Source organism: Corynebacterium sp. HMSC05D03 (genome assembly GCF_001807205.1).
GTDB lineage: Bacteria > Actinomycetota > Actinomycetes > Mycobacteriales > Mycobacteriaceae > Corynebacterium > Corynebacterium aurimucosum.
On the sequence record NZ_KV788196.1, the window covers coordinates 36219 to 60159 of the forward strand.

Here is a 23941-nt window from a genome sequence, read left to right on the forward strand (position 1 = left end):
CTATGGAAGGAACACCCATGCTCCGGTCTGCTTCTGCCTTCGTGGGCGCTGCACTCATGTGCCTCCCCCTCGCCGCCTGTTCCCAGGGCCAGCAGGGCGAGGTGGAAACCCCAATGTTTAGCGCGGTCCGCAACAACCCAACGAGCGTTGCTGCCGCAAGCCCCACGGAAGAGGCCGCAAGCCCGGAGCCAACGAGCAACCAGGCACCTGCCCCGAAGACCGAAGAACCAGAGTCCTGCGAGGATATTGACGCTGAAGAGGCCTATCAATCAGGCATTGGCACCATCGCACCGTGGAATGGCTTCGGTTGGGGGCGGCCTTTCTCCTCAGAGTTCGACCCTTGCGCGGATTTGAGCTGGCTAATCATTGCCATCGAGGGGGCTACGGCCTCCTCACCGCACCACATCATGCTGTTCCACAAGGGCGAATATCTCGGCACCGCGACCGCCGAGCCTTATGGTTTCTTCCCCACCATCGAACGCGTAAATGACGCCGAGATCGCCGTAACCTACCACTGGGCGCGCGAGGGCGAAACCACCGCCGGGCGCACCGGCGAGACGCACGCAGGCTTCCGCTGGGATGAAGGCCAGCAGAAGGTGATCATGAGCGGTGATGTCCCTCCCAGCACTTACTAGTCAAAACTCAGCGTCCGGTTCTTCTGCCGCAGCCGGATCGTAATGTTCTTTTGCGCCGCCCCGAGGGCGATCAGCTTCCCGGACAACGCCCGGGCTACTTGCAGGTCGGTCTCACTGGGCGGCTCTGCGGCAACGCTCACCGTGGGTAGCCAACTATCCTCCGGGTCCGGCGCACCGAGGTGAATGAGGCGCTCGCGCTCCACATCGATCCAATAGCCCTCGGTGGCCATGTACCTATCCTGCCCGCCGTCGAAAGAATCGCAGCGCCACCCGCCCTCAGCCACGCGGAAGACGAAGGGGCAATAGCCCAGGCGGGAGGGCACGATGTAGGTGGTGTTGGGGCTGACCCGCCAATGCCCGCGGGCGGAGCTCCACACTTGACGGTAGGTATCAGCCAGGCTCATGCCTAGGCGGAGGCGCTGCTGCCTGTCTTCGTCAAGCCCTGCCCCCTCCACTCGCGCGTCCAGCTCTCCTAAGTGCGTGGCATCGGCCACGTACATGCCCAACCAGGCCTCCTCCGGAGTGGTGTAGGGGCCTGTGATGTCGCGGTGGAAGGACTCTGGAATGGCTTTCTCGGCGTTTCTCGGCAGGCGCTGGCGCACTGCAAAAGCCCATAGCCGGGGATGCCCCATGCGAAAAAGCGTCACAGTCTCGCGCGGGAGAAGGTCATGCACCTGTTGCCGGGTGAGGTAGTCACCCGCGCTGATGCGGCGCACCAACTTCCGGGCTACGTCCGCCTCCACTTGCTGTTCCATAGCCGGGGCTACCTCTAGATCGGGAAGCTGACCCAATAGCAGCAGATCAATGATGTCCCCGAGGTCGAAGACAGTGGCGAGCCGTTTGGTGGTGTTCTCACCAAACGCCTCGATGGCCTCATAACCCAACGCAGTGCCTAACCTTCTCACCAGATCTGGTGAGACGCTCACTCGGTTGTGCGTGGCATACAGTTCCGCTGCATTGAGGGGGCGATCAAGCACCAAGTCTTCTATCCCTTCTCCCCCGTTCAGGGGAATCGCACTGAGTCACGCGTGGGACTAAGCCAGGCACAGCCGGTTCTGCATTGGTTGCCTGCGGGGCGCCGAAAGACTAATCGATACCTCCACGACCCCTCACGTGAGGTCCATCCACAGTGAATTACTTCAAATAGTAGCAACTTATATACCGCGTTTGGATTAAGCATGACAATTGATCTCTACCCCTACCCTGTCTTACCTGCTTTCTGCAGCTATTTCTGACAGCCGTACGGATATAGTATGACACAGTTTCTCATTGTAACCTTGCAGTTTCCTCTCAAGGCTTTCTCTCTTCCAGATGCAAAGGAGTCCATCACATGACTGACAACAACAGCTGGGGCGCTCCCCCTTCCTCGCCCTCACCGGCGACCGCCCCGAAGCGCATCGCTGTCATCATCGCCGCAATTGTCGGCATCATTGCGCTGACTGCGGGCATCACGTGGGCTATAGCCGCAAACACCAACTCGACCCCTTCCTCCGACTCGGCCGCGGCGTCTTCACCCGAAGCTGCCCCAAGCGAACAGATACCGAGTTCGGAGGAAACTACTGAAACCACCAAAAAGAATTACACGTTCGTCGACGACCCCGAATACACCCGAGAACAAAAATGTGGCGAAATGGCTGACGCTTTCCGGGACAAGATTGATAACCCAATGACCGTCTTCTGCGACGATGACTGGCTGCTCCTCGCCCAAGAAAACAGCTCGCTGTATTACCTCCATTCCTGGGCAGGCAACTCATGGATCCCGCACGAGGCCGACGGCGAATTTTCAGACTCACACATGGACTGCTATGACCGAAAGGAATTGATTGAGGATGGCCTTCCAGAGCAATATGTCGATGATGTTCCCCTCTGCTCCTCTGAAGAGTTGGCCGCAGCTGACCAAGAGAAAGAGCTAAAACCAGGCTACTTGGGCGACCTCTGTGACGGAAGCTACATCCTCATTGTTGACAGTGTGCTTGTGCCCTACGGCGAACTCAGAACACCGTACGTCGACCAGGCACTCGCCCAACATCCTGGTGCTAAGTCGATGCCGGGACTGGCCTGCAATTCCTTGCGCTCTGAAGTCGATGGTAAGGAGGTCTTTGCCATTTACTACGACGCCGGCCACAGCGTGGATGAGGTCTGTAAACTCAAGGCGCGGTACGGTGGCAACGCCCGTTCGCTCAATAACGATGCAGACTTCAGCGACCCCTGCTAGGGCAACAACTTAGTTTGGAAAGGATTTTTCGCCTCGTGGCACACTACAACCTCTATAGCTCCCTCAACCTAGACCCTTCCGCTGATTCTGCGACTTTGGCCTCGGAGATCGAACGCCGCCTTTCCGCGACGGACCCGTCCAACGCCGCGCTTTACGACGAACTCTCCACCGCCCACAGCATCTTCTCCCGTCAGGACCGCCGCGAGCAGTATGACCGAGCACTCGCGGATCCCTTCGGCCCCGAGGTGGACGTCGCCCGCATCCGCGAGATCGCCAACTCCGGATCGGGCGTGCAGCTCATGCCGCAGCCTTCGAGCGCCCAGGCTTCCGGCTCCTCCAGCTTCAACGTTGATTTCTCCTTCCCCGTGGAGCCCTCCCGTCAGCGTGCCCAGTCGATTCAGTGGTGCATCGTGTGGGGTCTGCTGGCCTTCATGTGGATCATTTCCACCATTCGCGGCCTCGGCGCCCTCGCGGAGGTCGGCAACGCCAGCAGTATCGAGCTTCTGTACGGCGCTGATGACTACGTCGACGAGGCTAGCTCCGCCGGCGCCTTCTTCTTTATGGTCGCCGGCGGTACCCCGGTCTACCTGATGATTGCGGAATTCATCTGGTCCCTGCGCAAGACCTTGGGCCGCAAGCAGGCCGAAAAGACCGCCTAAAACGCCGAAACCCGCGGCCATAAAGCCGCGGGTTAAGGGGGGACTAGCGCAGGCGCTGGCCTACAAAGCCGACGGCAAGGGTGTTGCCGCTGGACTGATCAATGAGCAAGAAATTGCCCACCGCGCCGCGAGCGGCATAATCCTCCACGGGAAGCTCCGCTTGCGTTTGGACGGTGATGAACGCAATGTCATTGAGGGCTGCTGATTCCGGCGCCTCAACATCGGCCACGCCATCAAGGTCGAGGATGCGCTCCACCGACGCCACGCGGGCCTTGACCAGCGCCGCACCATAGCGCAGCTTCACCATCTGTCCCGCGCGCAGCTCCTTGTCCGTGAGGACCACCGCGGTGGCGGCGAATTCGCGCACCTCCTCCGGGCGCTGCGTGCCGGCGATGAGATCGCCGCGAGCCAAATCGATGTCATCGGCCAGCCGCAGAACCACGGAGTCGCCGGCGCGCGCGGCCTCACCTGAGTCAAGCGGACCATCGGTGGTGTCAATCGCGGTGACGGTCGAGGTGCGCCCGCCCGGGAGCGTTACCTCATCCCCCACCGCCACGTGCCCGGCCTTCACGCGGCCGGCATATCCGCGGTAGTCAGAGGCGTGTTCGCGAATGACGTATTGGATGGGGAAACGGAAGTCCAAGTCATCGGCGCGGCCGGTGGCCACGGGGACCGTCTCCAGGGTGTCGAGGACGGTCGGCCCCTCGTACCAATCCATGGTGGTGGAGCGCTCCACCACGTTATCGCCCTTGAGCGCAGAAATCGGGATGGCCACCGAATCGGTGATACCCAAGCGCGCGGCGAGTTCGGAGAACTCAGTCTCAATCGCGCGGAAGGTTGCTTCGTCATAGTCCACCAGATCGATCTTGTTCACGCCCAGGATGACGTGGCGCACGCCCAAGAGTGCTGCGACGTTGAGGTGGCGGCGGGTTTGTTCGACGACGCCATTGCGGGCGTCGACAAGCAGCACCACCACCTGGGACGTGGACATGCCGGTCACCGTATTGCGCGTGTACTGCACGTGGCCCGGGGTATCGGCGAGAATGAAGGTGCGCTTCTCGGTGGCGAAGTAACGGTAGGCCACGTCGATGGTGATGCCCTGCTCGCGCTCGGCACGCAGGCCGTCCACCAGCAAAGAGAGATCCATGCCGTCAAAACCGCGGTCGGCGGAGGAACGCTCCATGGACTCCACCTGGTCCGCGAGCACGGACTTGGTGTCATAAAGCAGACGGCCCACGAAGGTGGACTTGCCGTCATCGACGGAGCCGGCGGTGCACAGACGCAGAGTATCGCGCTGTTTGAGGGCGCCGACATTCGGCGCGAGGGTAGTCGTCATCAGAAGTAGCCTTCCTTCTTGCGGTCCTCCATGGCGGACTCGGACAATTTGTCATCGGCGCGGGTGGCTCCGCGCTCGGACAGGGTGGAAATGGAGATTTCCGCGAGCACTTCATCCGGCGAGGCGGCGGTGGATTCCACGGCACCGGTACAGGACATATCCCCCACGGTGCGGTAGCGCACGGTGCGGGTCTCCAACGGCTCATCCTCGCGCGGTCCGCCCCATTCACCTGGTGTCAGCCACATGCCGTTGCGGTTAAACACCTCGCGCTGGTGGGAGTAGTAGATGGAGGGAAGCTGCAGGTTGCGCGCGCCGATGTATTCCCAAATATCGGACTCAGTCCAGTTAGAAATGGGGAAGACGCGAACGTTTTCGCCGGCCATCTTGCCGCCGTTGTACAGGTCCCACAACTCAGGGCGCTGGCGGCGCGGGTCCCAGCCACCGAAGGAATCGCGGATGGAGAAGATGCGCTCTTTGGCGCGGGCGCGTTCTTCGTCGCGGCGCGCACCACCCAGGACGGCGTCATAGCCGCGCTCAGCGATGGTCTCCACCAGCGGCACGGACTGCAGCGGGTTGCGGGTACCGTCGGGGCGCTCCTGGATGTCGCCGCGGTCGATCCAGTCTTGGACCAGCGCCACGTGCAGGCGGGCGCCGGTCTCGGCGACGAGCTGATCGCGGAAGTCAATGACCTCCGGGAAGTTGTGGCCGGTATCCACGTGGATGAGCTCGAAGGGCACTGTGGCCGGCGCAAAGGCGCGGCGGGCGAGCTCGAAGACGACGACGGAGTCCTTGCCGCCGGAAAAGAGCAGGCCTACCTTGTCGAATTGCCCGGCGACTTCGCGCAGGATGTGGAGGGATTCGTTCTCTAAATCTTTAAGGTGTGGTGAAAGAGTCATTATTCGTGTAACCCGCATTCTGTCTTGCCGTCAGCGAAAACGCGCCCGGAGCGCGCATCCTCGCCCTCGCCTACCGGGAAGGTCAACGGCGCGCAGCCGATGGAGCGATAGCCCTGCAGGGTGAGAGGGTGGATGATGAGGTCGTGTTCCTTGATGTAGGCGTCGGTGTCGTCGAGGTCCCAGGTAATAATCGGGGAAATCTTCAGCCGTCCCGTGCGGTCCAGGCTCAGCGCCGGGGTGGTAGCGCGGTGCTCGGAATCGGCACGGCGCAGGCCGGTGACCCACCCGACGTAAGGGTCCATAGCCATGTTGAGCGGCTCCACCTTGCGCATGCGGTTATAGGCCGCAACGTCGCGCGCATACAGGCGTGGGCCATAAATCTTGTCCTGCTCCTCGGGGCTGAGCAGCGGGCGCACCGTCACCAGGGGCAGATCCGCATAGCGCTTGGCGACGTCCCCCGCTACCTTGAGCGTCTCCGGAAAGTGCCAGCCGGTGTCGATGAAGAGCAGGTCGGCGTCTAAGTGGGCGCGGTGCGCGAGCTCGGCCAGCACGGTGTTTTCCATGGACATCGTGACGGCAAGCCGGCCGGGCGCGTGCTCGGCGGCCCATTCGGTGATGGTCTCGGCAGAGGCGTCATAAAGCTTGTCGGCCCACTCCTCGACGAGTTCCTGGTTGCGCTGGGCCACGGCAGGCTCGAGCCGCGCGGTGTCGCGGGTGCCTTCGGGGCTAATGCTGGGGTCGCGGTAGTCGCCGCGGTCCAGCAGGTTAATCGGTTCGGTCATGACTCCTCACATTAAAGGCAGCTGTGCTTGTGTGCAGCCCCACTAAGGGGTGCGAGGGCTGTGAGCTTGGGTAGTAGGGAGAATAAAAATTAGCCAGACTGAACCGAGCGGACTAGATTTACAGACTAGACAGTCTATTTTTACCGAACTGAAGGGGTTCTTATGCAGCGTGTAGCCATCGTCGGGGACGGCCCCGCAGCGCTCTCCACCGCCGAGCGACTCATCGGGGCCGGGCTGTGCGTGGACCTGTACTGCCAGCGCCCTGCGCCCTTCGGTTTGCTGCGACGCTTCGCTGGGCTCTCCGGCGCAGAATCTATCGCCGCGCCATGCCCGAAGGGGACCACGCCGCGCCTGCGGCTTATCGGCAACGTGCGCGTGGGCAATGACCCAGACGCTGACATCAACCACTCAGATCTCAACCAGCTCTCCGCCTCCGGCGACCGCCACTTGGTCTTGCTGGAGCTCCTGGCCCGCGGCGTAGCTATCACGACATGGGAAGGCCTCTGCCACCCCACCGCCGACGTAGAAGATTGGGCCACCGTCACGGAACAGGCCCAGCGCGCACCGGTGTGCTTCTAGCGCGCGAGCGCGCGAGCTAAACGCGCAAGCTTAACGCTCGCGCAGACATACGGAAGCCTGCTGCCAGTCCTCGCACCACCGCACTCGCTAGACGCGCGGGCTAGCACCCGCGCAACCATAACGGATAGACTTTTGCGGTCAATGCCCTTCAGCGGCCCAGCGCAGCAACCGCGCGGCCGCCAACATGCACGAAACGCTGGCACATGGAACTCGCTCGCATCCTTTTATCCCGCTCCAAGCCCTATACCGGCTACGTCATCGCGGTACTGCTCCTCCAGGCACTATCCACCGCGGCAACGCTCTACCTGCCTTCGCTCAACGCGAAGATCATCGACAGGGGCGTGGCCCAAGTAGACATCGATTATATCTGGCACACCGGCGGCATCATGCTCATCGTGGCCTTCGCCCAAGTCATCGCCGCCATCGCCGCCATCTGGTTCGGCTCCCGCACCGCCATGGGCCTCGGCCGCGACCTGCGCTCCGATATCTTCCGCCGCGTCACCCGCTACTCCGCCGAAGACATGAGCAACTTCGGCACCGCCACCCTCATCACCCGCGGCACCAACGACGTCCAGCAGATCCAGATGGTCTACATGATGATCCTCAACTTCATGGTCACTGCCCCCATCATGTCCATCGGCGGCATCATCATGGCCATCCGCGAAGACGCCGGCATGTCCTGGCTCGTCGCGGTGTCCGTCATCGTGCTGCTGGCCGCCATCTCCCTCATCATCGTCCGACTCATGCCGCTCTTTCGCGCCTGGCAAGGCAAGCTCGACGTCATGAACGGCACCCTGCGCGAGCAAATCGCCGGCATCCGCGTCGTCCGCGCCTTCACTCGCGAGGAGCACGAAGCCGAGCGCTTCCGCACCGCCAACCGCGACCTGACCAACCTCTCCCTCAAGGTCGGCCAGCTGTTCATTCTCATGTTCCCCATCATCACCGTCATTCTCAACGTGGCCACCGGCGCAGTCCTCTGGTTCGGTGGCCACCGTGTGGACGAGGGGCTCGTGGAGGTCGGCTCGCTGACCGCTTTCCTGCAGTACCTGCTGCAGATCCTCGCCGCGGTCATGATGGGCACCTTCATGGCGATGATCCTCCCCCGCGCCATCATTTGCGCGCGCCGCATCACCGATGTCCTCGAACACGAACCCTCCATCACCGAGCCGGCTCAGCCCCGTACCCCGGAGCACTCCGAGGGCGTCGTCGAATTCGACAACGTCTCCTTCCAATACGCCGGCGCCGAAGCGCCCGTGCTTCACGACGTCTCCTTCACCGCCTTCCCCGGCACCACCACCGCGCTTATCGGCGCGACCGGTTCCGGCAAGACCACCGCGCTCTCCCTCATCCCGCGCCTCTATCTCCCGACGAAGGGCCGCGTGCTTCTCGACGGCACCGATATCGCCGAGATGGCTCGTAAAGACGTCGTCAAGCGTGTGGGCCTCGTGCCGCAGAAGCCTTACCTGTTCAGCGGCACCGTGGCCTCCAACCTGCGCCTGGGTGCGCCGGAGGCCACCGATGAGGAGCTGTGGAACGCGCTGCGCGTGGCCCAGGCGGACTTTGTTGAGGACCTCGACATGCACATCTCCCAGGGCGGCACCAACGTCTCCGGCGGCCAGCGCCAACGCCTGTCCATCGCCCGCATGCTCGTCGCCCGCCCGTTGGTGTATCTCTTTGATGATTCCTTCTCCGCGCTGGACGTGCTCACGGATGCCGCCGTGCGCTCCGGAATGCGCGAGTACACCGCCGAAGCCACAACCATCATCGTGGCGCAGCGCGTGAGCTCGATTGTGGATGCCGACCAGATTCTGGTCATGGACGCCGGACGCGTCGTCGCCCGCGGCACGCACGGGGAGTTGCTCGAGTCCTCCGAGACGTACCGCGAAATTGTGGAATCCCAGAAGACCTCGGAGGTGGCATAAATGACTGAGCAGGACAACGCTACGTTGAGTGAAGACACCACTGCCGAGATCGAGGAGAAGACCGGCGAGAACGCCCCGCGCAAAGCCAAGAACTTCTGGCCCTCCGCCAAGCGCCTCTTTGGTCTCCTCGCGCCGTTCAAGGCGCAGCTTTGGGCAATTGCGGCGATGAATATCATCTGCGTGTTCCTCGCCGTGGCCGCGCCGAAGGTCATGGGCATGGCCACCGACGTTATTTTTTCCGGCGTCATCTCCCGCCAGCTGCCCGCTGGTGTAACCAAGGACCAGGCGATCGCGGCGCTGCGCGCGGGTGGGCAGGAAAAGTTCGCCGACATGGCCTCAGCAATGGACTTGCACCCCGGCTTCGGCATTGATTTTTCCAAGCTGGGCACGATTATTGGCATCGTGATTGCGATGTACGTGGTGTCCTCTCTCTTCCAGTGGTGGCAGGGCTTTTTGCTCAACTCTCTGGTGATGAAGGTGGTCTTCGACCTACGCGAGAACATCGAGGCCAAGCTCAACGCGCTGCCGCTGAACTACTTCGATACGCAGTCGCGCGGCGACCTTCTGTCGCGCACCACCAACGATGCCGACAACATCCAGTCCGCCCTGCAGCAGGCCATTTCGCAGCTGTTTTATAACCTGCTCATGGTCATCGGGATCACGGTCATGATGTTCACTGTGTCCTGGCAGCTGGCCCTTGTGGCGCTGCTGGCGCTGCCGCTAACCGCGGTGGTCATCGCGGTGATTGGCTCGCGCGCGCAAAAGCAGTTCAAGGCGCAGTGGAAGGCCACCGGTGACCTCAACGGGCAGGTCGAGGAAGCCTTCTCCGGGCACGACCTAGCAACCGTCTTCGGGCGCATCGATTCCATGACGGAGGACTTTGATAAGCGCAACGATGAGCTCTTCCGCTCCGCGTCGCTGGCGCAGTTCCTGGCCGGAATGATGATGCCGATCATGCAGTTCATCTCCTACCTGTCCTACGTTGTCATCGCAGTGCTCGGCGCGCTCAAGGTGGCCTCCGGCAACCTCACGCTGGGCGGCGCGCAGGCCTTCATCCAGTACTCCCGCGAATTCAACCAGCCGCTGGGCCAGCTCGGCGGAATGATGCAGCAGGTGCAGTCGGGCGTGGCGTCGGCCGAGCGCGTCTTCGAGTTCCTCGACGCCGAGGAAGAGCCGGCCGAAGAGCCCACCTCCCGCCTGGGTGGGCGCGCGAAAGGGCTCGTGGAATTCACGGACGTCGACTTCTCCTACACCCCCGACAAGCCGCTGATCCAGGACCTCAGCCTGCGCGTGGAGCCGGGGCAGACCGCGGCGATCGTCGGCCCCACGGGGGCTGGCAAGACCACGCTGGTCAACCTCATCATGCGTTTCTACGACATCGATTCGGGCACCATCCGCCTCGATGGCGTCGACACCGCGCAGATGTCCCGCCACGAGCTGCGCTCCCAGGTGGGCATGGTGCTGCAGGACGCCGTGGTTTTCGAGGGCACCATCATGGACAACATCCGCTACGGCCGCCTCGACGCCACCGACGAGGAGGTCATCGCCGCCGCGAAGGCCACCTACGTGGACCGCTTCGTCCATTCTCTCCCCGACGGTTATGACACCAAGATTGACCAGGATGGCGGCGCGATTTCTGCCGGTGAGCGCCAGCTCATCACCATCGCGCGCGCTTTCCTGGCGCAGCCGGCGCTGCTCATCCTCGACGAGGCCACCTCGTCAGTGGATACCCGGACCGAGGTGCTCGTTCAGCAAGCCATGAACGCGCTGCGCGCGGACCGCACCTCCTTCATCATCGCGCACCGCCTGTCCACGATTCGCGACGCCGACCTCATCATCGTCATGGAAGAAGGACGCATCGTCGAACAGGGCACCCACGCCGAGCTTCTCGACGCCCACGGCGCCTACTGGCGCCTGAACCAGTTCCGCGAAGACTAACGCGCCGCAGTTGCGCATAACGCAGAGCTAGGACGCCACGCCCCCGGCGCATCGCCGTTACTCGACGGTAATGGACACTGTCGGGGCCGAGAACGTGTCACCCGTGAGGTTCGCCAACTCAAGGGTGACGTCGCTTAAGGAAAGGTGCTCCATGAGGGCGTCGGGAAGCTCAGTATCAGGGACAGGATTCGGCTGGGGTATACCGAGCTGATCGAGGACGGCATTGATATCGTCGCTGGTGAGATCCGCCGTGACGGGCACGGTGCGCACGCCTTCGACGGTGGGCGTGGAGGTCAGGGACGTCGCCACGATACGCACTGACCCCTCCACTTCGGTCAAGGCGTCGTCCGTGGTGAGCAGGCCATCGCCGGCGTTGCCCGGCAGCGTGATAGCCAAATCGCGCACGACGAGGCGGTCCCCGGTGAGCTCGAGGACGCGCACCTCCCCGTCGCGGGTGGGCATCGTGCCCAGCGAGGCTTTCACGTTCCCCGTCAGCGTCACCTCATCAGCCGTCACGGTGGAGAAATAAGGTTGTGCGGGCGCAACTTGCGCCCCAACTAGTCCCGCACTACTCCCCAGGATTAGCGCGCTGAGCACGGCTGCCCCGGCCTTCACGCGCGCAGGGCGAACCACGCTCTGATGCCAACGCAAACGACGGCGATTAACCATCGCTAGGCTCCCAGGCCAAGGTCAGCGCGCCACCAACGATGCCGAGCACTGAGCCGATGAGGAAGCCACCCAGGTTGGAGGTGGGAAGCGCGATTACGGCCACGATGATGCCCAGCACGCCCAGGTACGTCGCAGTGGTGGGACGGAACCACGCACCGAGACCAAACATGACGAGCAGCGCCCCGATGAGCAGCGTGGACACACCCGATACCGTGGAAATCATCACGAGTAAATCCGAAATCTGCACCGTGAAATAGGCGGGCATAGCGATGACGATTCCCGAAAGTATGAGCAGCAACCCCGGAAAGAACGGCCGCCGGTCACGCCACGCCTTAAACCGCGCCCACACCCCGCCTGTGGCTGCCGCGGGAGCTACAGCCTGGTCGACATCGAGAGAATCCGGCGCTTCCGCTCCATGCAGTGCTGCGTCGGAATCCCCAGCGTGATCAGCAGACATTGCCGCGGCCCCGCTCCACAGAGACGCCCACGTTCTTCGCTGACAAGGTCTTCGCGCCGAGGGAGGTGGCACGGACGTCGTCGGCAGTCAGCGAAACCTGCTTGGCATAGAGGCCCCACGTCCCCGGGTCGGCGGACTGGGACAGCTGGCTGGCGTCGATGCCCACGTTCGCGTCCTGCATGACCAGCGAGCCCTCGATATTCGACGCACCAACGAGGAGACCAGTGGCCTCCACACTGTTATCGCCCTTCGCCTTGAGCGCGAGCGTGGACTCCCCAACCACAGGCAGGTCAGTGGTGACATAAAGACACAAATCCGAGGCCACGGCGTGTTCCATCTTCAGCCGCGCGGTGGGAACATCCTCCTCGCCCTTCTTGTCGCTATCCACAAACAAGGAAAAGCCATCGCCTTCCAAGTGACGAATGTTGACGTTGAAGAACGTACCCGAGAGCGCCAGATTCGCCGTCAGACCGCCCTGCGCAACCGCAACTCCGGCCACTCCGAATGCTGCGAAGCCCGCAACGAGGCCCACTGCGGCCTTCGGAACATTGATTCTGCCCACAACGCCTCCTGAATTCTTAGCCCTCAAGATGATAGCTGAATCCTGACTCACTGATTTAGACGGCGAGGATTTAAGGTAGGAGGCACGCACAGCAGCAATCAAAGGAGCGCTCATGTTCGGCTGGATTGTCATCGCCGCATCGGTCCCGGTGTGGCTGTACTTTTTCTACCGCCTCACGGTGCTGTTTCGGTTCATCCGCTCCGGCGGGCCCACACAGCTGAACCGTACCGACCGCCCCATGGCGCGCCTCGGCCGCGTGCTCATCGAAGTCTTCGGCCATACCCACTTCAAAGGCCGGCCGCTGGTCAACGCCGCGCACTGGCTCGTGATGGTGGGATTCCTCTTCGGCGCCATCGTGTGGTTCGAGGCCTATATCCAAACCTTCGCGCCCGATAAGGGCTGGCCGTGGCTCAGCGACTGGCCGGTGTACCACTTCATCGAAGAGGTCCTCGCCATCGGCACCGTGCTCGGTATCTGTTTCCTCATCGGCGTGCGCCTGAAGCTCGGCCACACCGATCGCGGCAGCCGCTTCTACAATTCGCAGGTCTTCCCCGCACGCCTGGTGGAGGCCATCGTCTTCCTCGAAGGCCTCGGCATGCTCGCCGTCAAGGCCGCCGCCATCGCCACGTACGGCGGTGGCTCCCCGTGGGCTGATTTCTTGACGATGCGTGTGGCGGGGGTTATGCAGGCGTCGCCAAGCATGGTGCAATTCTTTGCCCTGGTGAAGCTGCTGACGGGCCTGGTGTTCATCGCGTGCATCGCCCACTACTTCCAATGGGGCGTGATGTGGCACCGCTTCATGGCGTTCTTCAACATCTTCTTCCAACGCAACGCCGACGGCGAGAAGGCGCTGGGTGCTCTCCCCACGCCGGACTTGGAGGACCTCGAGCCAGGGAGCTGGAAGATGCTTCTCGACGCCTCCTCCTGCACCGAATGCGGCCGCTGCCAGGACCTGTGCCCCGCATGGAACACCAACAAACCGCTGAGCCCGAAGAAGCTCATGATGGACCTGCGCCAGAGCGCGCTGGATAATTACAACCCACACGAGGGGCTCAACGTGCTGGCGATGGCGGGCACGATTGATGATGACGTCCTGTGGTCCTGTACCAACTGCGGTGCGTGCGTGGACCAGTGCCCGGTGGATATCGAGCACATCGACCACGTGGCGGACCTGCGTCGCTTCAAGGTGCTGGCGGAATCCGACTTCCCGTCGGAGCTGACCGGGCTGTTTAAGAACATGGAGACGAAGGGCAACCCGTGGGGCCGCAACGCTTCGGAGCGCCGCGCGTGGATTGATGAGGCGCGTGCCGACGGCATCGAGGTGCCGATCATCGGCGAGGACGCCGCCGACTTTTCGGACCTGGAGTACCTGTTCTGGGTCGGTTGCGCGGGTGCTTACGACGACAAGGGCCGCGCCACGACGCGCGCGGTGGTGGACATGCTGCACACCGCCGGCGTGAAGTTCGGTGTGCTGGCCACGGGCGAGGCCTGTACCGGTGACCCGGCGCGCCGTGCCGGCAATGAGTTCCTGTTCCAGGTGATGGCGGAGCAGAACGTTGCCACGCTTAACGACGCCTTCGCCGGCGTCCCGAAGGGCCAGCGCAAAATCATCACGACGTGCCCGCACTGCTTCAACACGATTCGCAACGAGTACCCGGACTTCGACGGCCATTTCGATGTGCTGCACCACACGCAGCTGCTCAACCGTTTGGTGCGGGAGAAGCTGCTCGTGCCCGTGCCGCGGTCGCCGGAGAACCGCCGACCCGTCACGTATCACGACCCGTGCTTCCTGGGCCGCCACAACAAGGTCTTCGACCCGCCGCGTGAGCTCGTGGAGGCGACCGGTGCATCGCTTGCGGAGATGGACCACAACCGCGATGCGGCCTTCTGCTGCGGTGCCGGTGGCGCGCGCATGTTCATGGAAGAAAACTTGGGAAATCGGGTTAATGAGTTCCGCTCGGAGCAGGCCGTGGCGACGGGCGCGGAGCAGATTGCGACGGGCTGCCCGTTCTGCAATGTCATGCTCACCGGTGGCGTGAAGTCCATCGCGCCGCAGACACAGGTCAGCGATGTGGCGCTCATGCTGCGCGACGCCATTGCCCCCACTGGCGAACTTCCCGCCGCGCGCGAGAAGGCCTTCCTCGATACTCCCCGCCGCGAACCCGTCCCAGAAAAGCCCGCCTCGGAGGAGGCTTCCAGCATCCCGTCCACCGCGCCGCAAGCACCCGCCGCGCCAAGCACGCCCGCGTCATCATCCGCGCCCAACGCGCCGAGCACGCCCGCAGCGCCATCTGCCCCCAGCACGCCGAGCGCACCGCAAGCACCCGCCGCGCCGAGCGCACCGCAGGCGCCATCAACGCCGACTGCACCCAGCGCGGCTTCGCCAACGGCTCCCAGTGCCCCGCAGGCCCCAACTACGCCTCAGGTGGCAGGAGCTCCAACTGCTCCTACGGCACCAAGTGCTACCAAAGCACCTGCAGCACCGCCCGCACCGAACGCGCCCGGGGCTCCATCTGCAAACACTCCGGCACCGAACGCAACCGCTGTACCGCAGGCACCAGTGAACACACCCGCCGCGCCCCAGGCACCAGCGAACGCCCCCGCAGCACCTGCCGCACCCCAGGCACCCGGTGCACCATCGACGCCAAACGCGGCCGCTGTACCGACTGCCCCGGCGGCGCCCAAAGCTACGACAACACCAAACGTTCCCGGCGCTCCGGCAGCGCCAGCAATTCCCCCGGCGGCGCCCAAGGCTGCAACAACGCCAAACACACCGCAAGCACCCGCAGCTCCGGCGGCGCCCGCGGCACCGCAAGCACCCGCGGATACTCCTTCGGTGCCGAAAGCTCCGACTGCGCCAGCAGCACCCGCCGCTCCGTCCGCGCCGATTCCCCCGCCGAAGGCTCCGGCTGCGCCGCAGGCTCCGGAGGAAGGGGCGTCGGAAAGCAAGGACTAGTGCGACGTCGGCCACATCAACGCCGCGCAAGGTAGGCGTGCCTGATACCCCACAGGTACGCTCTACTCCATGCACACTGACGTGACCTACGTCCTCGCCTCGGGCGAAAGCAATTACACCGACTCGCTGGTGTCCTTCGCATGGATCATGGTGGTAGCGCTGCTAGCACCGTTGGTATCCCATGCCCTAGGCAAGAAGATGCCGGCCGTGGCGCTGCTTATTTTCTTCGGCATGCTCATCGGCCCTTCGATGTTGGGCTTGGCGCACGAAGACCCCGGCATTGGCATGCTCAAGGAGCTCGGCGTGGGCGCGCTGTTCCTCCTTGCGGGTTTCGAAATTGACCTCGCCGCCCTGAAATCGAGGGAAGCCGCCACAGGGCTATCCACGTGGCTCATCTGCGTGGTGGCGTGTGGCGTCGGCGCCTACTTCCTCATGGATGACATCCCCAGCGCCATCGTCATGGCCATCGCTTTGACCTCGACTGCTCTGGGCACCATCACACCGATGCTCAAACAGGACAAACTCCTGGGCACTCGAGTGGGCGATTCCGTGGTCATCCACGGCGCGATCGGTGAGGTCGCGCCAATTACTGCAATGGCGCTCCTCTTGGGAACGCGCTCCACGTGGACAACGATGCTGATTCTTCTCGCCTTCATCGCAATCGCGGTCACCGTGGCCGTCATGCCCTTCGCCATTACCACCCTCATGCCGTGGTTCAAGGACGCCTTCATCTCCGGGGCGGGCTCCACCAACCAAACCATCATGCGTCTCATCATCCTGATGTTGGCCATCCTCATGGCAGTGACGGCGGTATTCGAACTCGACATCGTCCTGGGCGCCTTTGCAACGGGCATCATCCTCAACCGCATCATTCCCGATGAGTTCCATAAAGGCTTGGAAAACCGCCTCGACGTGGTTTTTTATTCCATGCTCATCCCCGTCTTCTTCGTGGTTTCCGGCATGGCAATCGACTGGAACGTCATCCTGGACGAACCCATCAAGGTCCTCGGCATCCCGCTGCTCATCCTGGTGACCCGCGGCCTGCCGGTGTTCCTACGCGAAAACCTTCACCAAACCGGCTCCAACGTCGAAACCACCCGCGAACGCATCCAGGTTGCCCTCTACGCGGCGACCGGCCTGCCCATTATCGTGGCGGTGATGACGCTAGCGGTGGATTCGGGCATCGTCGATTCTGAGATCGCCTCGATCTTCATCGCCGGCGGCGCGCTCACCGTTGCAATCTTCCCGTTCCTCTCCGGCCTTGTGCGCGAAAAGGAACCCGCAAAGGCAGAGGATTAAGGCTGTTAAAATAGCCAATGTGACTAATCCTTTCAGCATGCGGCTTTCCGACGCCGAACGGACCGACGCCGTCAATGACCTCGCCCAGGCGTTGGGTGAAGGTCGCCTCACCATGGATGAGTTTGAGGAGCGCACCGACGCGGTGATGCAGGCAACGACCCGCCGCGAACTGGCAGATGTCTTCATGGATATCCCCACCAAGGCCAGCAGCGAGCTCAAGATCTACTCCCAAGGTGAGGTCGCCCGCGCCTACCAATCAACCCGGAAACCCCGCTTGGCCACCGCGTTGGTTGGCTCGCTAGGGCTCTTTTTCGGCTCGATTGCATCCTTCGCTGCTCTGTCCGGCGTCACCGCCGCACTCACCGGCACCGGATTGCTCTTCCTCATCCCCGCGTTGTGGATCATGCTCTACGTGGCCAAGGTGGGGCCGGAGTCCTGGCACCGTCCGTCGCCGCGACAGATCGAGCGCCAGCGCATGCGCGAGCTGAAAGCCGCCGGCGCTGAAGAACGCGCGCAGATGCGGGCGTTGGAGCAGGCGCAGTGGGCGGAGAGGCGTCGCCAAGCAAGTGAAATTACTGGGGATGCGATGAATCTGGCCAAACGCAAGCTGGAACAGTGGAACCAGAAGTAACATATCCGGCATGACTCAGAACCGGATTTTTGATCAATCCACCAAACTACAGGGCGTTGCCTACGATATTCGCGGCGAGGTTTCTACGGAGGCCGAGCGCATGGAGCTCGACGGGCACAGCATTCTGAAGCTCAACACCGGCAACCCGGCGGTGTTTGGTTTCGATGCGCCGGATGTCATTATGCGCGACATGATTGCGGCGCTGCCGACCTCGCAGGGCTACTCCACGTCGAAGGGTATTATCCCGGCACGGCGCGCGATTGTAACCCGCTATGAGCTGGAGGATTTCCCCAGCTTCGACGTCAATGACGTGTACTTGGGCAACGGCGTGTCCGAGCTGATTTCGATGGTGACGCAGGCGCTGCTTGACGACGGCGATGAGGTTCTCATACCCGCCCCTGACTACCCCCTGTGGACGGCGGCGACGTCGCTGGCGGGTGGCACGCCTGTGCACTATTTGTGCGATGAGGAGGACGATTGGAATCCCTCCATTGAAGATATTCGCGCAAAAGTAACGGAGAAGACCAAGGCCATTGTGGTCATTAATCCGAATAACCCGACGGGTGCCGTGTACTCGCGTGAAACGCTGCAGAAAATCGTGGACGTAGCGCGCGAATATAACCTGCTGATTCTGGCGGATGAGATTTATGACCGGATTCTGTACGACGGTGCGAAGCACATTTCGATCGCCTCCCTGGCCCCGGATTTGCTGACGATCACGTTTAATGGCTTGTCCAAGGCCTACCGCGTGGCCGGCTACCGCGCTGGCTGGATGGTGCTGACGGGCCCGAAGTCCCATGCGCGTGGCTTCATCGAGGGCTTGGACTTGCTGGCGGGCACGCGCCTATGCCCAAATGTGCCGGCACAGCACGCGATCCAGGTCGCGCTGGGTGGGCGGCAGTCCATTTATGAGCTCACCGGTGAGGGCGGGCGCTTGCTCAAGCAGCGGAATATTGCCTACGAGAAGCTCAATGAGATTCCCGGCGTGTCCGTGGTAAAGCCGATGGGCGCGCTGTACTGCTTCCCGCGCTTGGATCCAGAGGTCTATGAGATCCACGATGACTCGAAGCTCATGCTCGACATTCTGCGCGCCGAGAAGATCCTCATGGTGCAAGGCACCGGCTTCAATTGGCCTACGCCGGATCACTTCCGCGTGGTTACGCTGCCGTGGGCATCGCAGCTGGAGAACGCGATTGAGCGGCTCGGCAACTTCCTGGTGAGCTACCGCCAGTAGCCCTGCTTCCCACGATCGGGCAGGCGTAAAGAGGCGCCCTCGCTGCCAGAAGCATTCAGGCGCCTCTTGGCTCAAACGCTAGCAGTCGGGTGGGGCGGGACTTCCCGGCTCAGAACGTGTGGATGTCGGTGATTCGGCCGGCTTTGCGGTCTGGGCGCGACGGCTTGTGCTAGGCACCGCAACGGTGCTTACTGTGTCTTGACGGTTTTCGTGAATCCGCTGGGCGCGTGGTGCGCGGTGCGGATGTACCGGTTCCCGCGGATCGCGGGGACCAGCCGGCACCCACTTAACCTTGCCGTTTTCCCGCACGATGCGGCCACGACCCGGCAGTCCGTTAATAGCGTTGTGGTATTTGCACAGCGGGGTGAGGTTTTCAGGATTCGTTTCGCCGCCGTGTCTCCATTCTTGGATGTGGTGTATCTGGCAATAGTCAGCCCCACACAAGCAACGGCCCCAAGCACAGGTTGGTTGTTCCCCACTTGCCATGATGCGCTGCTTCTCCGAGGCAACCCGCTGGGTGCGGTGAAGTTCCACGGGGCCTTTGACACGGTCGACGAGCATGACGAGTCCTTCTTCGGCGAACTCCCGCTCGATAAGTTCTTTGCCCGTAATCTTGGCGCCGTTGGATAGCTGGACCACGATATCCCCGAGGTCAGGCGCTGCACTGGAGGCAGATGCTGTGGTGTCGTGGCCGGGCGTCACATCGCTGCTGCCAGCACGTGCATCGTGGCCGGCATCAGCAGTGGGTGTATCTGGCTGGCTGGAAGCAGGAGTTGCGGCTGCAGAGGACGCTGTTGTGCAGGAAAGAGGTGCCGAGGAAGGCGCATTCGATTCTGCGGAGTCGGGGCGCGGGGTGGACGGGTCGCCCAAGCGGCCCAAGATTGTGGCGTACTCGGGAAGCTCCATGACGGCGAGGGTCTGGGGTACGGGGCGGGCGAGGCGGCCTTCTCGAAACGCAGCCGTAAACGAGCCGACGGGATCGTCTTCGTCGATGTTGGGACGCAGGTCCTCGATGAGCGCGGCCGGGGCCGTGAGCGTAAGTTTGGATAGCTCCTTTCCACGGCGAATTGTCACGCCAGGCTTTGGCGCGGGCGGCGGGTTGAGCTCACGGATGCGCTTGCGTGCATAGTGGGCCACGGCCTTTTCATCACCAGCTATGCCGCACAACTCAATGCGCAAATCCCACGCCTCACGCTGCTTCTTCAGCCTTCCTGCGAAGCGCTCAATGAGCAGCAGCGTGGGCAGGGCGTGGCCATTATCGCGAGCCGCTGCAATAGCGCGCGCTTGTTTGCGCTTAAAGGAGGTGGGGGCAAAGTAGACGTCGAAAAGCGCCAGCAAGGCGCGTGCCACAGACTCGGGACCCCACGCCCGCAGCTGCTCGAAGCTGAGCCCCGCAACGCCGGCGACGAGCTCGATGCCCGCCGCCTGGCTGCGAAGATGCGCTTCCACGAGGTTCATGCCAGCAACGCTAAACGCCCCACCCGCCTCACACAACGGCACCGCCGCCAGCCTGTGGATAACTTGTTGATCGCGTCATCAATAGTTTTCTTTTTAATGAAACTCATTCACAATGATGGGCATGACTAACCTAAATCCGTGGCGTATGGGGCTCATCAGCTTTCTTGCGCTCACCGCCCTGATAACGCTTGCGGGTTTGTTTCTACTGCGCCCCACCACCCCAACATCCGAGCACACCAGCGCCGATTTCTCCGCTACCTATGCGCTCAATCAGCCACAGGTCACCGGAACCGTCGACCGCGTAGATCACCATCTTTGCAGCGACCCCCACGCCGGCCAGGCCTTCGACGAAGCCCCGCTGATTCCCGCTGCGAGCGAGGACACCGGCTGCACCCGTGCACTGATAGATTTGACCTCCGGCGACGATACAGGGCGCAAAACCCAACTCATCTTCCACGGCCTGGCCAGCGACCCGACCCTCCACCCCGGTGACGAGGTAATACTGACAGTTTCCAGCGACGGCACCTATGCCTTCGCTGATTTTCAGCGCAGTGGAAACCTTGCGTTGTGGGCTATTATCGCGGCCCTTGTCATCATTGGCTTCGCTGCCTGGCACGGACTGCGCGCGCTGGTGGGCCTTGTAATCAGCTTGGCAATCGTCTTCTTCTACCTCATCCCCTCTCTCATTGAGGGCCATTCGGCGCTGCCACTAGCCCTCGTGACCTGCGCGGCCATCCTTTTCCTCGCCGTTCCTCTCGTGCACGGCGTGAACTGGAAATCAGCCTCCGCCCTGGGAGGCGCATTGGTGGCGCTAGCGTTGTCGGGGGCATTGGGGTGGGCGTCGATAAGCAGCACGGCGCTAACAGGCTCGAGCTCGGAAGATAACCTCAAGTTACTGCTCTACATGCCAGGCGTTTCCGTCGTGGGCGTGCTGCTGTGCGGGTTCATCATCGGTGCGCTCGGCAGCCTCAACGACATCGCGGTGGCGCAGGCCTCCACCGTGCGCGAGCTCCACGCCGCCGACCCCACAGCCGGACCCGGCGCGCTTTTCCTGTCAGCCATGAAGGTGGGCCGCGACCATATCGCTTCCATGGTGTATACCATCGTGCTGACCTATACCGGCGCGGCCCTGCCGCTGCTCATGCTCATCACGGCGGCGCAGCGCCCAGCCCTGCAGATCCTCTCCAGTGACCTCGTCGCCACGGAGGTTCTGCGCTCCCTGCTGGGCGCGATGGCCTTGACACTAGCGGTGCCCCTGACCACCGCGATTGCGGCGTTTACTGTGCCGGAAGGACGCGACCAAGCGCCTCGACGGTCCAGCCAGCCTCGCGCCAAGCATCGACGCTGAGCACGTTGCGCCCATCGATGATGTGGCGGCGGGCCACGAGCTCGCCGGCCTCAGCCGGGTCGAGGTCGCGGAATTCCTGCCACTCGGTGGCGAGGATGACCAGCTCGGTGTCCTTGAGTGCCTCGCTTGCCGACGCCACGTAGTTCAACGTCGGGAACACCTTCTTAGCGTTCTCCATACCTTGCGGGTCATAGACCGTCACGGCGGCTCCTGCTAGGGAAAGCGAACCGGCCACGGAGAGTGCTGGCGAATCGCGGACGTCGTCCGAGTTGGGCTTGAAAGCGCAGCCCAACACGGTAACGCGGTGGCCCAAAAGGGAACCATCGAAAGCCTGCTTGGCCAGGTCCACCACCCGGTCGCGGCGGCGCATATTGATGGCGTCGACCTCGCGCAGGAAAGTCAGGGCCTGGTCCGCACCCAGCTCGCCGGCACGCGCCATGAAGGCGCGGATATCCTTGGGCAGGCAACCACCGCCGAAGCCCAGGCCAGCGCCGAGGAACTTGCGGCCGATGCGCTCGTCGTAGCCGATGGCGTCGGCAAGCTTGACCACGTCCGCACCGGCAATCTCGCAGATTTCAGACACGGCGTTGATGAAGGAGATCTTGGTGGCCAGGAAGGCGTTGGCGGAGACCTTGACCAGCTCGGCAGTCTGCAGGTCCGTCACGATGAACGGGGTGTTCTGCGCCAATGGCTGGGCATAGACCTCACGGGCGACCTCTTCGGCACGTCCTGCCTCGCCGACGCCGAGGACGATGCGGTCCGGGGTGATGGTGTCCTTGACGGCGTAGCCCTCGCGCAGGAACTCCGGGTTCCACGCAATCTCCACGCTGGTGCCCTCCGGGGCAAGCTCATTGGCCATCTGCTGCAGCTCCGCTGCGGTGCCCACGGGGACGGTGGACTTACCGAAGATGATGTGCTCGCCCTTGAGGCGCGGCACGAGCTCCGTGATGACGGCCTTCACGTAGGTTAGGTCCGCCGCATAGGAGCCGTGTGCCTGCGGGGTTCCTACGCCGAGGAAGTGCAGGTTGGCGAACTCCGCGGCGTCGTCATAGCTGGTAGAAAAACCCAGGCGGCCGGACTCGATGTTGCGCTCGAGCACCTCCGGCAGGCCAGGCTCGTAGAACGGCACGCGGCCGTTCTTGAGCGCTTCGATCTTGTGTTCATCCACGTCTACACCGAGCACCTCGTGGCCGAGTTCCGCCATGCAGGCGGCGTGCGTCGCGCCCAGGTAGCCGGTACCAATCACAGTCATACGCATAACCGGGAATTTTAGGCGCGGTTGACCAGAAGCGCGCGGCGAGCACGAAAAGTTTAACGGAAGTTCAGATAGGACTTCGACGGCGTCGGCCCGCGCTGGCCCTGGTACTTCGAACCCAGCGCGCCGGAGCCATACGGCGCCTCCGCCGGCGAGGACATCTTGAAGATGGCCAACTGCCCCACCTTCATCCCCGGCCACAGAGTAATCGGCAGGTTCGCGGTGTTGGACAGCTCGAGCGTGATGTGCCCGGAGAAACCCGGATCAATAAATCCCGCCGTGGAGTGCGTCAGCAAGCCCAGGCGGCCAAGAGAGGACTTGCCTTCCAAACGCCCCGCCAGGTTAGCCGGCAGGGTGAACTTCTCCAGAGTGGCGCCCAGCACGAACTCACCGGGGTGCAGGACGAAGGCATCGCCCTCAGCCACCTCCACCTCGCTGGTGAGGTCCGGCATCTCCTGCTTGGGGTCGATGTGCGTGTAGCGCGAGTTATTAAACACGCGGAAGAACTTGTCTAGGCGCACATCGATGGAGGAAGGCTGGACCATCTCGGCGTCGAAAGGCTCGATGCTCAAACGCTCAGGAGCATCAGCGGCGATGGCGGCACGGATATCACGATCAGAAAGAAGCACGGTTGATAGTCTACCTCCCCACTGGGCCTTTTATGGCCTCGGGCGGCGGCGGTGCTAAGCTTTATGACGATGCACATTCTGCATTGCGCCGACGTAGTTTAGTGGTAGAACATCAGCTTCCCAAGCTGAGAGTGCGGGTTCGATTCCCGTCGTCGGCTCCACGTATTTTCCCAGTTCATGGACTAATTTCATACCTACAGGATGTACCATGACAGCCCCTATCTTCACGCCCAAAACCACAGCGGAGCTTCGCGCTGAACGTGAGCATGTACTTCAAGATCTTGCGCCCCGCACAATCGATGAGCTCCGCGAACAGCGCGCGGTTGATCAAATTTTAGCCATCGACGAGGCCACTCTAAATCGGTATGAAGCCCTGTGCTTCGTTATCGGCGACTAGACAGACACGTTTTCTCTCAGAGCTACATCGTCCCTAGCCTGAGATTCAAAAACTACCCCCACGTCAATACCAGGGCGTGCGGTA

The 23941-nt window shown here is 62.6% G+C and carries 22 protein-coding genes and 1 tRNA gene; 13 read left to right on the forward strand and 10 right to left on the reverse strand.

The window, feature by feature from the left end; genetic code table 11:
- Window positions 1–17: 17 nt before the first annotated feature.
- On the forward strand, window positions 18–635 hold the full coding sequence (locus HMPREF3147_RS12205) for an LppP/LprE family lipoprotein (RefSeq protein WP_070448090.1): 618 nt from the start codon (window positions 18–20) through the stop codon (window positions 633–635).
- Here HMPREF3147_RS12205 and HMPREF3147_RS12210 read toward each other — a convergent pair.
- The gene (locus HMPREF3147_RS12210; RefSeq protein WP_246815785.1) at window positions 632–1612 is read right to left on the reverse strand and encodes a hypothetical protein; all 981 of its coding nucleotides are present in this window, start codon (window positions 1610–1612) and stop codon (window positions 632–634) included. The genes HMPREF3147_RS12205 and HMPREF3147_RS12210 overlap by 4 nt on opposite strands.
- 353 nt (window positions 1613–1965) lie before the next feature.
- On the opposite strand from HMPREF3147_RS12210, the gene HMPREF3147_RS12215 reads away from it, so the two are divergent.
- Window positions 1966–2850 carry a hypothetical protein gene (locus HMPREF3147_RS12215; protein WP_070448094.1) on the forward strand — a complete coding sequence of 295 codons (885 nt, stop codon included), beginning with the start codon at window positions 1966–1968 and terminating at the stop codon, window positions 2848–2850.
- A 35-nt stretch (window positions 2851–2885) separates the two neighbouring features.
- Entirely contained in the window at window positions 2886–3509 is a 624-nt protein-coding gene (locus HMPREF3147_RS12220; RefSeq protein ID WP_070448097.1) for a hypothetical protein, read from the forward strand.
- 43 nt (window positions 3510–3552) lie between these two features.
- On the opposite strand, the gene HMPREF3147_RS12225 is transcribed toward HMPREF3147_RS12220, so the two are convergent.
- Genes HMPREF3147_RS12225 through HMPREF3147_RS12235 form a run of 3 tightly spaced genes read right to left on the reverse strand, consistent with a single transcriptional unit; the run spans window position 3553 to window position 6523 of the window.
- Entirely contained in the window at window positions 3553–4845 is a 1293-nt protein-coding gene (locus HMPREF3147_RS12225) for a sulfate adenylyltransferase subunit 1 (protein WP_070448100.1), read from the reverse strand.
- Window positions 4845–5741 carry a sulfate adenylyltransferase subunit CysD gene (cysD, locus tag HMPREF3147_RS12230; RefSeq protein ID WP_070448102.1) on the reverse strand — a complete coding sequence of 299 codons (897 nt, stop codon included), beginning with the start codon at window positions 5739–5741 and terminating at the stop codon, window positions 4845–4847. The genes HMPREF3147_RS12225 and cysD overlap by 1 nt, the downstream gene beginning before the upstream one ends.
- Complete coding sequence (locus tag HMPREF3147_RS12235) at window positions 5741–6523, reverse strand: phosphoadenylyl-sulfate reductase (protein ID WP_070448105.1); 783 nt, start codon at window positions 6521–6523, stop codon at window positions 5741–5743. Before HMPREF3147_RS12235 ends, cysD begins: the two co-directional genes overlap by 1 nt.
- 162 nt (window positions 6524–6685) lie before the next feature.
- On the opposite strand from HMPREF3147_RS12235, the gene HMPREF3147_RS12240 reads away from it, so the two are divergent.
- The 3 genes from HMPREF3147_RS12240 to HMPREF3147_RS12250 all read left to right on the forward strand — a co-directional run bounded on the left by HMPREF3147_RS12240 (window position 6686) and on the right by HMPREF3147_RS12250 (window position 10962).
- Window positions 6686–7102 (forward strand): methylenetetrahydrofolate--tRNA-(uracil-5-)-methyltransferase, encoded by a 417-nt coding sequence (locus HMPREF3147_RS12240; protein WP_070448108.1) that lies wholly within the window; start codon window positions 6686–6688, stop codon window positions 7100–7102.
- A 203-nt stretch (window positions 7103–7305) separates the two neighbouring features.
- Entirely contained in the window at window positions 7306–9024 is a 1719-nt protein-coding gene (locus tag HMPREF3147_RS12245) for an ABC transporter ATP-binding protein (RefSeq protein WP_070448110.1), read from the forward strand.
- Complete coding sequence (locus HMPREF3147_RS12250; protein WP_070448112.1) at window positions 9025–10962, forward strand: ABC transporter ATP-binding protein; 1938 nt, start codon at window positions 9025–9027, stop codon at window positions 10960–10962.
- A gap of 57 nt (window positions 10963–11019) precedes the next feature.
- Here the strand turns inward: HMPREF3147_RS12250 and HMPREF3147_RS12255 are convergent, their stop codons facing one another.
- Genes HMPREF3147_RS12255 through HMPREF3147_RS12265 form a run of 3 tightly spaced genes read right to left on the reverse strand, consistent with a single transcriptional unit; the run spans window position 11020 to window position 12650 of the window.
- Complete coding sequence (locus HMPREF3147_RS12255) at window positions 11020–11631, reverse strand: hypothetical protein (protein WP_070448114.1); 612 nt, start codon at window positions 11629–11631, stop codon at window positions 11020–11022.
- On the reverse strand, window positions 11624–12088 hold the full coding sequence (locus tag HMPREF3147_RS12260; RefSeq protein WP_246815786.1) for a DUF6114 domain-containing protein: 465 nt from the start codon (window positions 12086–12088) through the stop codon (window positions 11624–11626). The genes HMPREF3147_RS12255 and HMPREF3147_RS12260 overlap by 8 nt, the downstream gene beginning before the upstream one ends.
- Window positions 12078–12650: a DUF6230 family protein gene (locus HMPREF3147_RS12265; protein ID WP_070448116.1), complete on the reverse strand. Its 573-nt coding sequence runs from the start codon at window positions 12648–12650 to the stop codon at window positions 12078–12080. The genes HMPREF3147_RS12260 and HMPREF3147_RS12265 overlap by 11 nt, the downstream gene beginning before the upstream one ends.
- Window positions 12651–12762: 112 nt before the next feature.
- On the opposite strand from HMPREF3147_RS12265, the gene HMPREF3147_RS12270 reads away from it, so the two are divergent.
- From HMPREF3147_RS12270 to HMPREF3147_RS12285, 4 genes are all read left to right on the forward strand, one after another.
- Window positions 12763–15606 (forward strand): (Fe-S)-binding protein, encoded by a 2844-nt coding sequence (locus tag HMPREF3147_RS12270; RefSeq protein ID WP_070448118.1) that lies wholly within the window; start codon window positions 12763–12765, stop codon window positions 15604–15606.
- 69 nt (window positions 15607–15675) lie between these two features.
- Window positions 15676–16905, forward strand: a complete 1230-nt coding sequence (locus HMPREF3147_RS12275) for a cation:proton antiporter (RefSeq protein ID WP_070448120.1) — start codon at window positions 15676–15678, stop codon at window positions 16903–16905.
- A gap of 19 nt (window positions 16906–16924) precedes the next feature.
- Window positions 16925–17536 (forward strand): DUF1707 SHOCT-like domain-containing protein, encoded by a 612-nt coding sequence (locus HMPREF3147_RS12280; protein WP_236659372.1) that lies wholly within the window; start codon window positions 16925–16927, stop codon window positions 17534–17536.
- 10 nt (window positions 17537–17546) lie between these two features.
- Window positions 17547–18770 (forward strand): pyridoxal phosphate-dependent aminotransferase, encoded by a 1224-nt coding sequence (locus HMPREF3147_RS12285; RefSeq protein ID WP_070448124.1) that lies wholly within the window; start codon window positions 17547–17549, stop codon window positions 18768–18770.
- A 78-nt stretch (window positions 18771–18848) separates the two neighbouring features.
- On the opposite strand, the gene HMPREF3147_RS12290 is transcribed toward HMPREF3147_RS12285, so the two are convergent.
- On the reverse strand, window positions 18849–20228 hold the full coding sequence (locus HMPREF3147_RS12290; protein WP_070448125.1) for an HNH endonuclease signature motif containing protein: 1380 nt from the start codon (window positions 20226–20228) through the stop codon (window positions 18849–18851).
- Between the two features lie 121 nt (window positions 20229–20349).
- Here HMPREF3147_RS12290 and HMPREF3147_RS12295 point away from each other — a divergent pair, with 121 nt between their 5' ends.
- Entirely contained in the window at window positions 20350–21576 is a 1227-nt protein-coding gene (locus HMPREF3147_RS12295; RefSeq protein ID WP_070448147.1) for a YibE/F family protein, read from the forward strand.
- Here HMPREF3147_RS12295 and HMPREF3147_RS12300 read toward each other — a convergent pair.
- The gene (locus HMPREF3147_RS12300) at window positions 21506–22828 is read right to left on the reverse strand and encodes a UDP-glucose dehydrogenase family protein (RefSeq protein ID WP_210384607.1); all 1323 of its coding nucleotides are present in this window, start codon (window positions 22826–22828) and stop codon (window positions 21506–21508) included. The two genes, HMPREF3147_RS12295 and HMPREF3147_RS12300, sit on opposite strands and share 71 nt — an antisense overlap.
- Window positions 22829–22887: 59 nt before the next feature.
- Window positions 22888–23460 carry a dCTP deaminase gene (dcd, locus tag HMPREF3147_RS12305; protein WP_046647118.1) on the reverse strand — a complete coding sequence of 191 codons (573 nt, stop codon included), beginning with the start codon at window positions 23458–23460 and terminating at the stop codon, window positions 22888–22890.
- A gap of 87 nt (window positions 23461–23547) precedes the next feature.
- On the opposite strand from dcd, the gene HMPREF3147_RS12310 reads away from it, so the two are divergent.
- Window positions 23548–23621, forward strand: a tRNA-Gly gene (locus tag HMPREF3147_RS12310).
- A 47-nt stretch (window positions 23622–23668) separates the two neighbouring features.
- Complete coding sequence (locus tag HMPREF3147_RS12315; protein ID WP_070448130.1) at window positions 23669–23857, forward strand: hypothetical protein; 189 nt, start codon at window positions 23669–23671, stop codon at window positions 23855–23857.
- Window positions 23858–23941 lie beyond the last annotated feature (84 nt).

Excerpts from the sequence above, each read along its gene's own strand:
- HMPREF3147_RS12205 (WP_070448090.1), top strand. The coding sequence starts at position 18 with ATGCTCCGGTCTGCTTCTGCCTTCGTGGGCGCTGCACTCATGTGCCTC.
- HMPREF3147_RS12215 (WP_070448094.1), top strand. The coding sequence starts at position 1,966 with ATGACTGACAACAACAGCTGGGGCGCTCCCCCTTCCTCGCCCTCACCG.
- HMPREF3147_RS12225 (WP_070448100.1), bottom strand. The coding sequence starts at position 4,845 with ATGACGACTACCCTCGCGCCGAATGTCGGCGCCCTCAAACAGCGCGAT.
- cysD (WP_070448102.1), bottom strand. The coding sequence starts at position 5,741 with ATGACTCTTTCACCACACCTTAAAGATTTAGAGAACGAATCCCTCCAC.
- HMPREF3147_RS12235 (WP_070448105.1), bottom strand. The coding sequence starts at position 6,523 with ATGACCGAACCGATTAACCTGCTGGACCGCGGCGACTACCGCGACCCC.
- HMPREF3147_RS12240 (WP_070448108.1), top strand. The coding sequence starts at position 6,686 with ATGCAGCGTGTAGCCATCGTCGGGGACGGCCCCGCAGCGCTCTCCACC.
- HMPREF3147_RS12245 (WP_070448110.1), top strand. The coding sequence starts at position 7,306 with ATGGAACTCGCTCGCATCCTTTTATCCCGCTCCAAGCCCTATACCGGC.
- HMPREF3147_RS12250 (WP_070448112.1), top strand. The coding sequence starts at position 9,025 with ATGACTGAGCAGGACAACGCTACGTTGAGTGAAGACACCACTGCCGAG.
- HMPREF3147_RS12255 (WP_070448114.1), bottom strand. The coding sequence starts at position 11,631 with ATGGTTAATCGCCGTCGTTTGCGTTGGCATCAGAGCGTGGTTCGCCCT.
- HMPREF3147_RS12260 (WP_246815786.1), bottom strand. The coding sequence starts at position 12,088 with ATGTCTGCTGATCACGCTGGGGATTCCGACGCAGCACTGCATGGAGCG.
- HMPREF3147_RS12270 (WP_070448118.1), top strand. The coding sequence starts at position 12,763 with ATGTTCGGCTGGATTGTCATCGCCGCATCGGTCCCGGTGTGGCTGTAC.
- HMPREF3147_RS12275 (WP_070448120.1), top strand. The coding sequence starts at position 15,676 with ATGCACACTGACGTGACCTACGTCCTCGCCTCGGGCGAAAGCAATTAC.
- HMPREF3147_RS12285 (WP_070448124.1), top strand. The coding sequence starts at position 17,547 with ATGACTCAGAACCGGATTTTTGATCAATCCACCAAACTACAGGGCGTT.
- HMPREF3147_RS12290 (WP_070448125.1), bottom strand. The coding sequence starts at position 20,228 with ATGAACCTCGTGGAAGCGCATCTTCGCAGCCAGGCGGCGGGCATCGAG.
- HMPREF3147_RS12295 (WP_070448147.1), top strand. The coding sequence starts at position 20,350 with ATGACTAACCTAAATCCGTGGCGTATGGGGCTCATCAGCTTTCTTGCG.
- HMPREF3147_RS12300 (WP_210384607.1), bottom strand. The coding sequence starts at position 22,828 with ATGACTGTGATTGGTACCGGCTACCTGGGCGCGACGCACGCCGCCTGC.
- HMPREF3147_RS12315 (WP_070448130.1), top strand. The coding sequence starts at position 23,669 with ATGACAGCCCCTATCTTCACGCCCAAAACCACAGCGGAGCTTCGCGCT.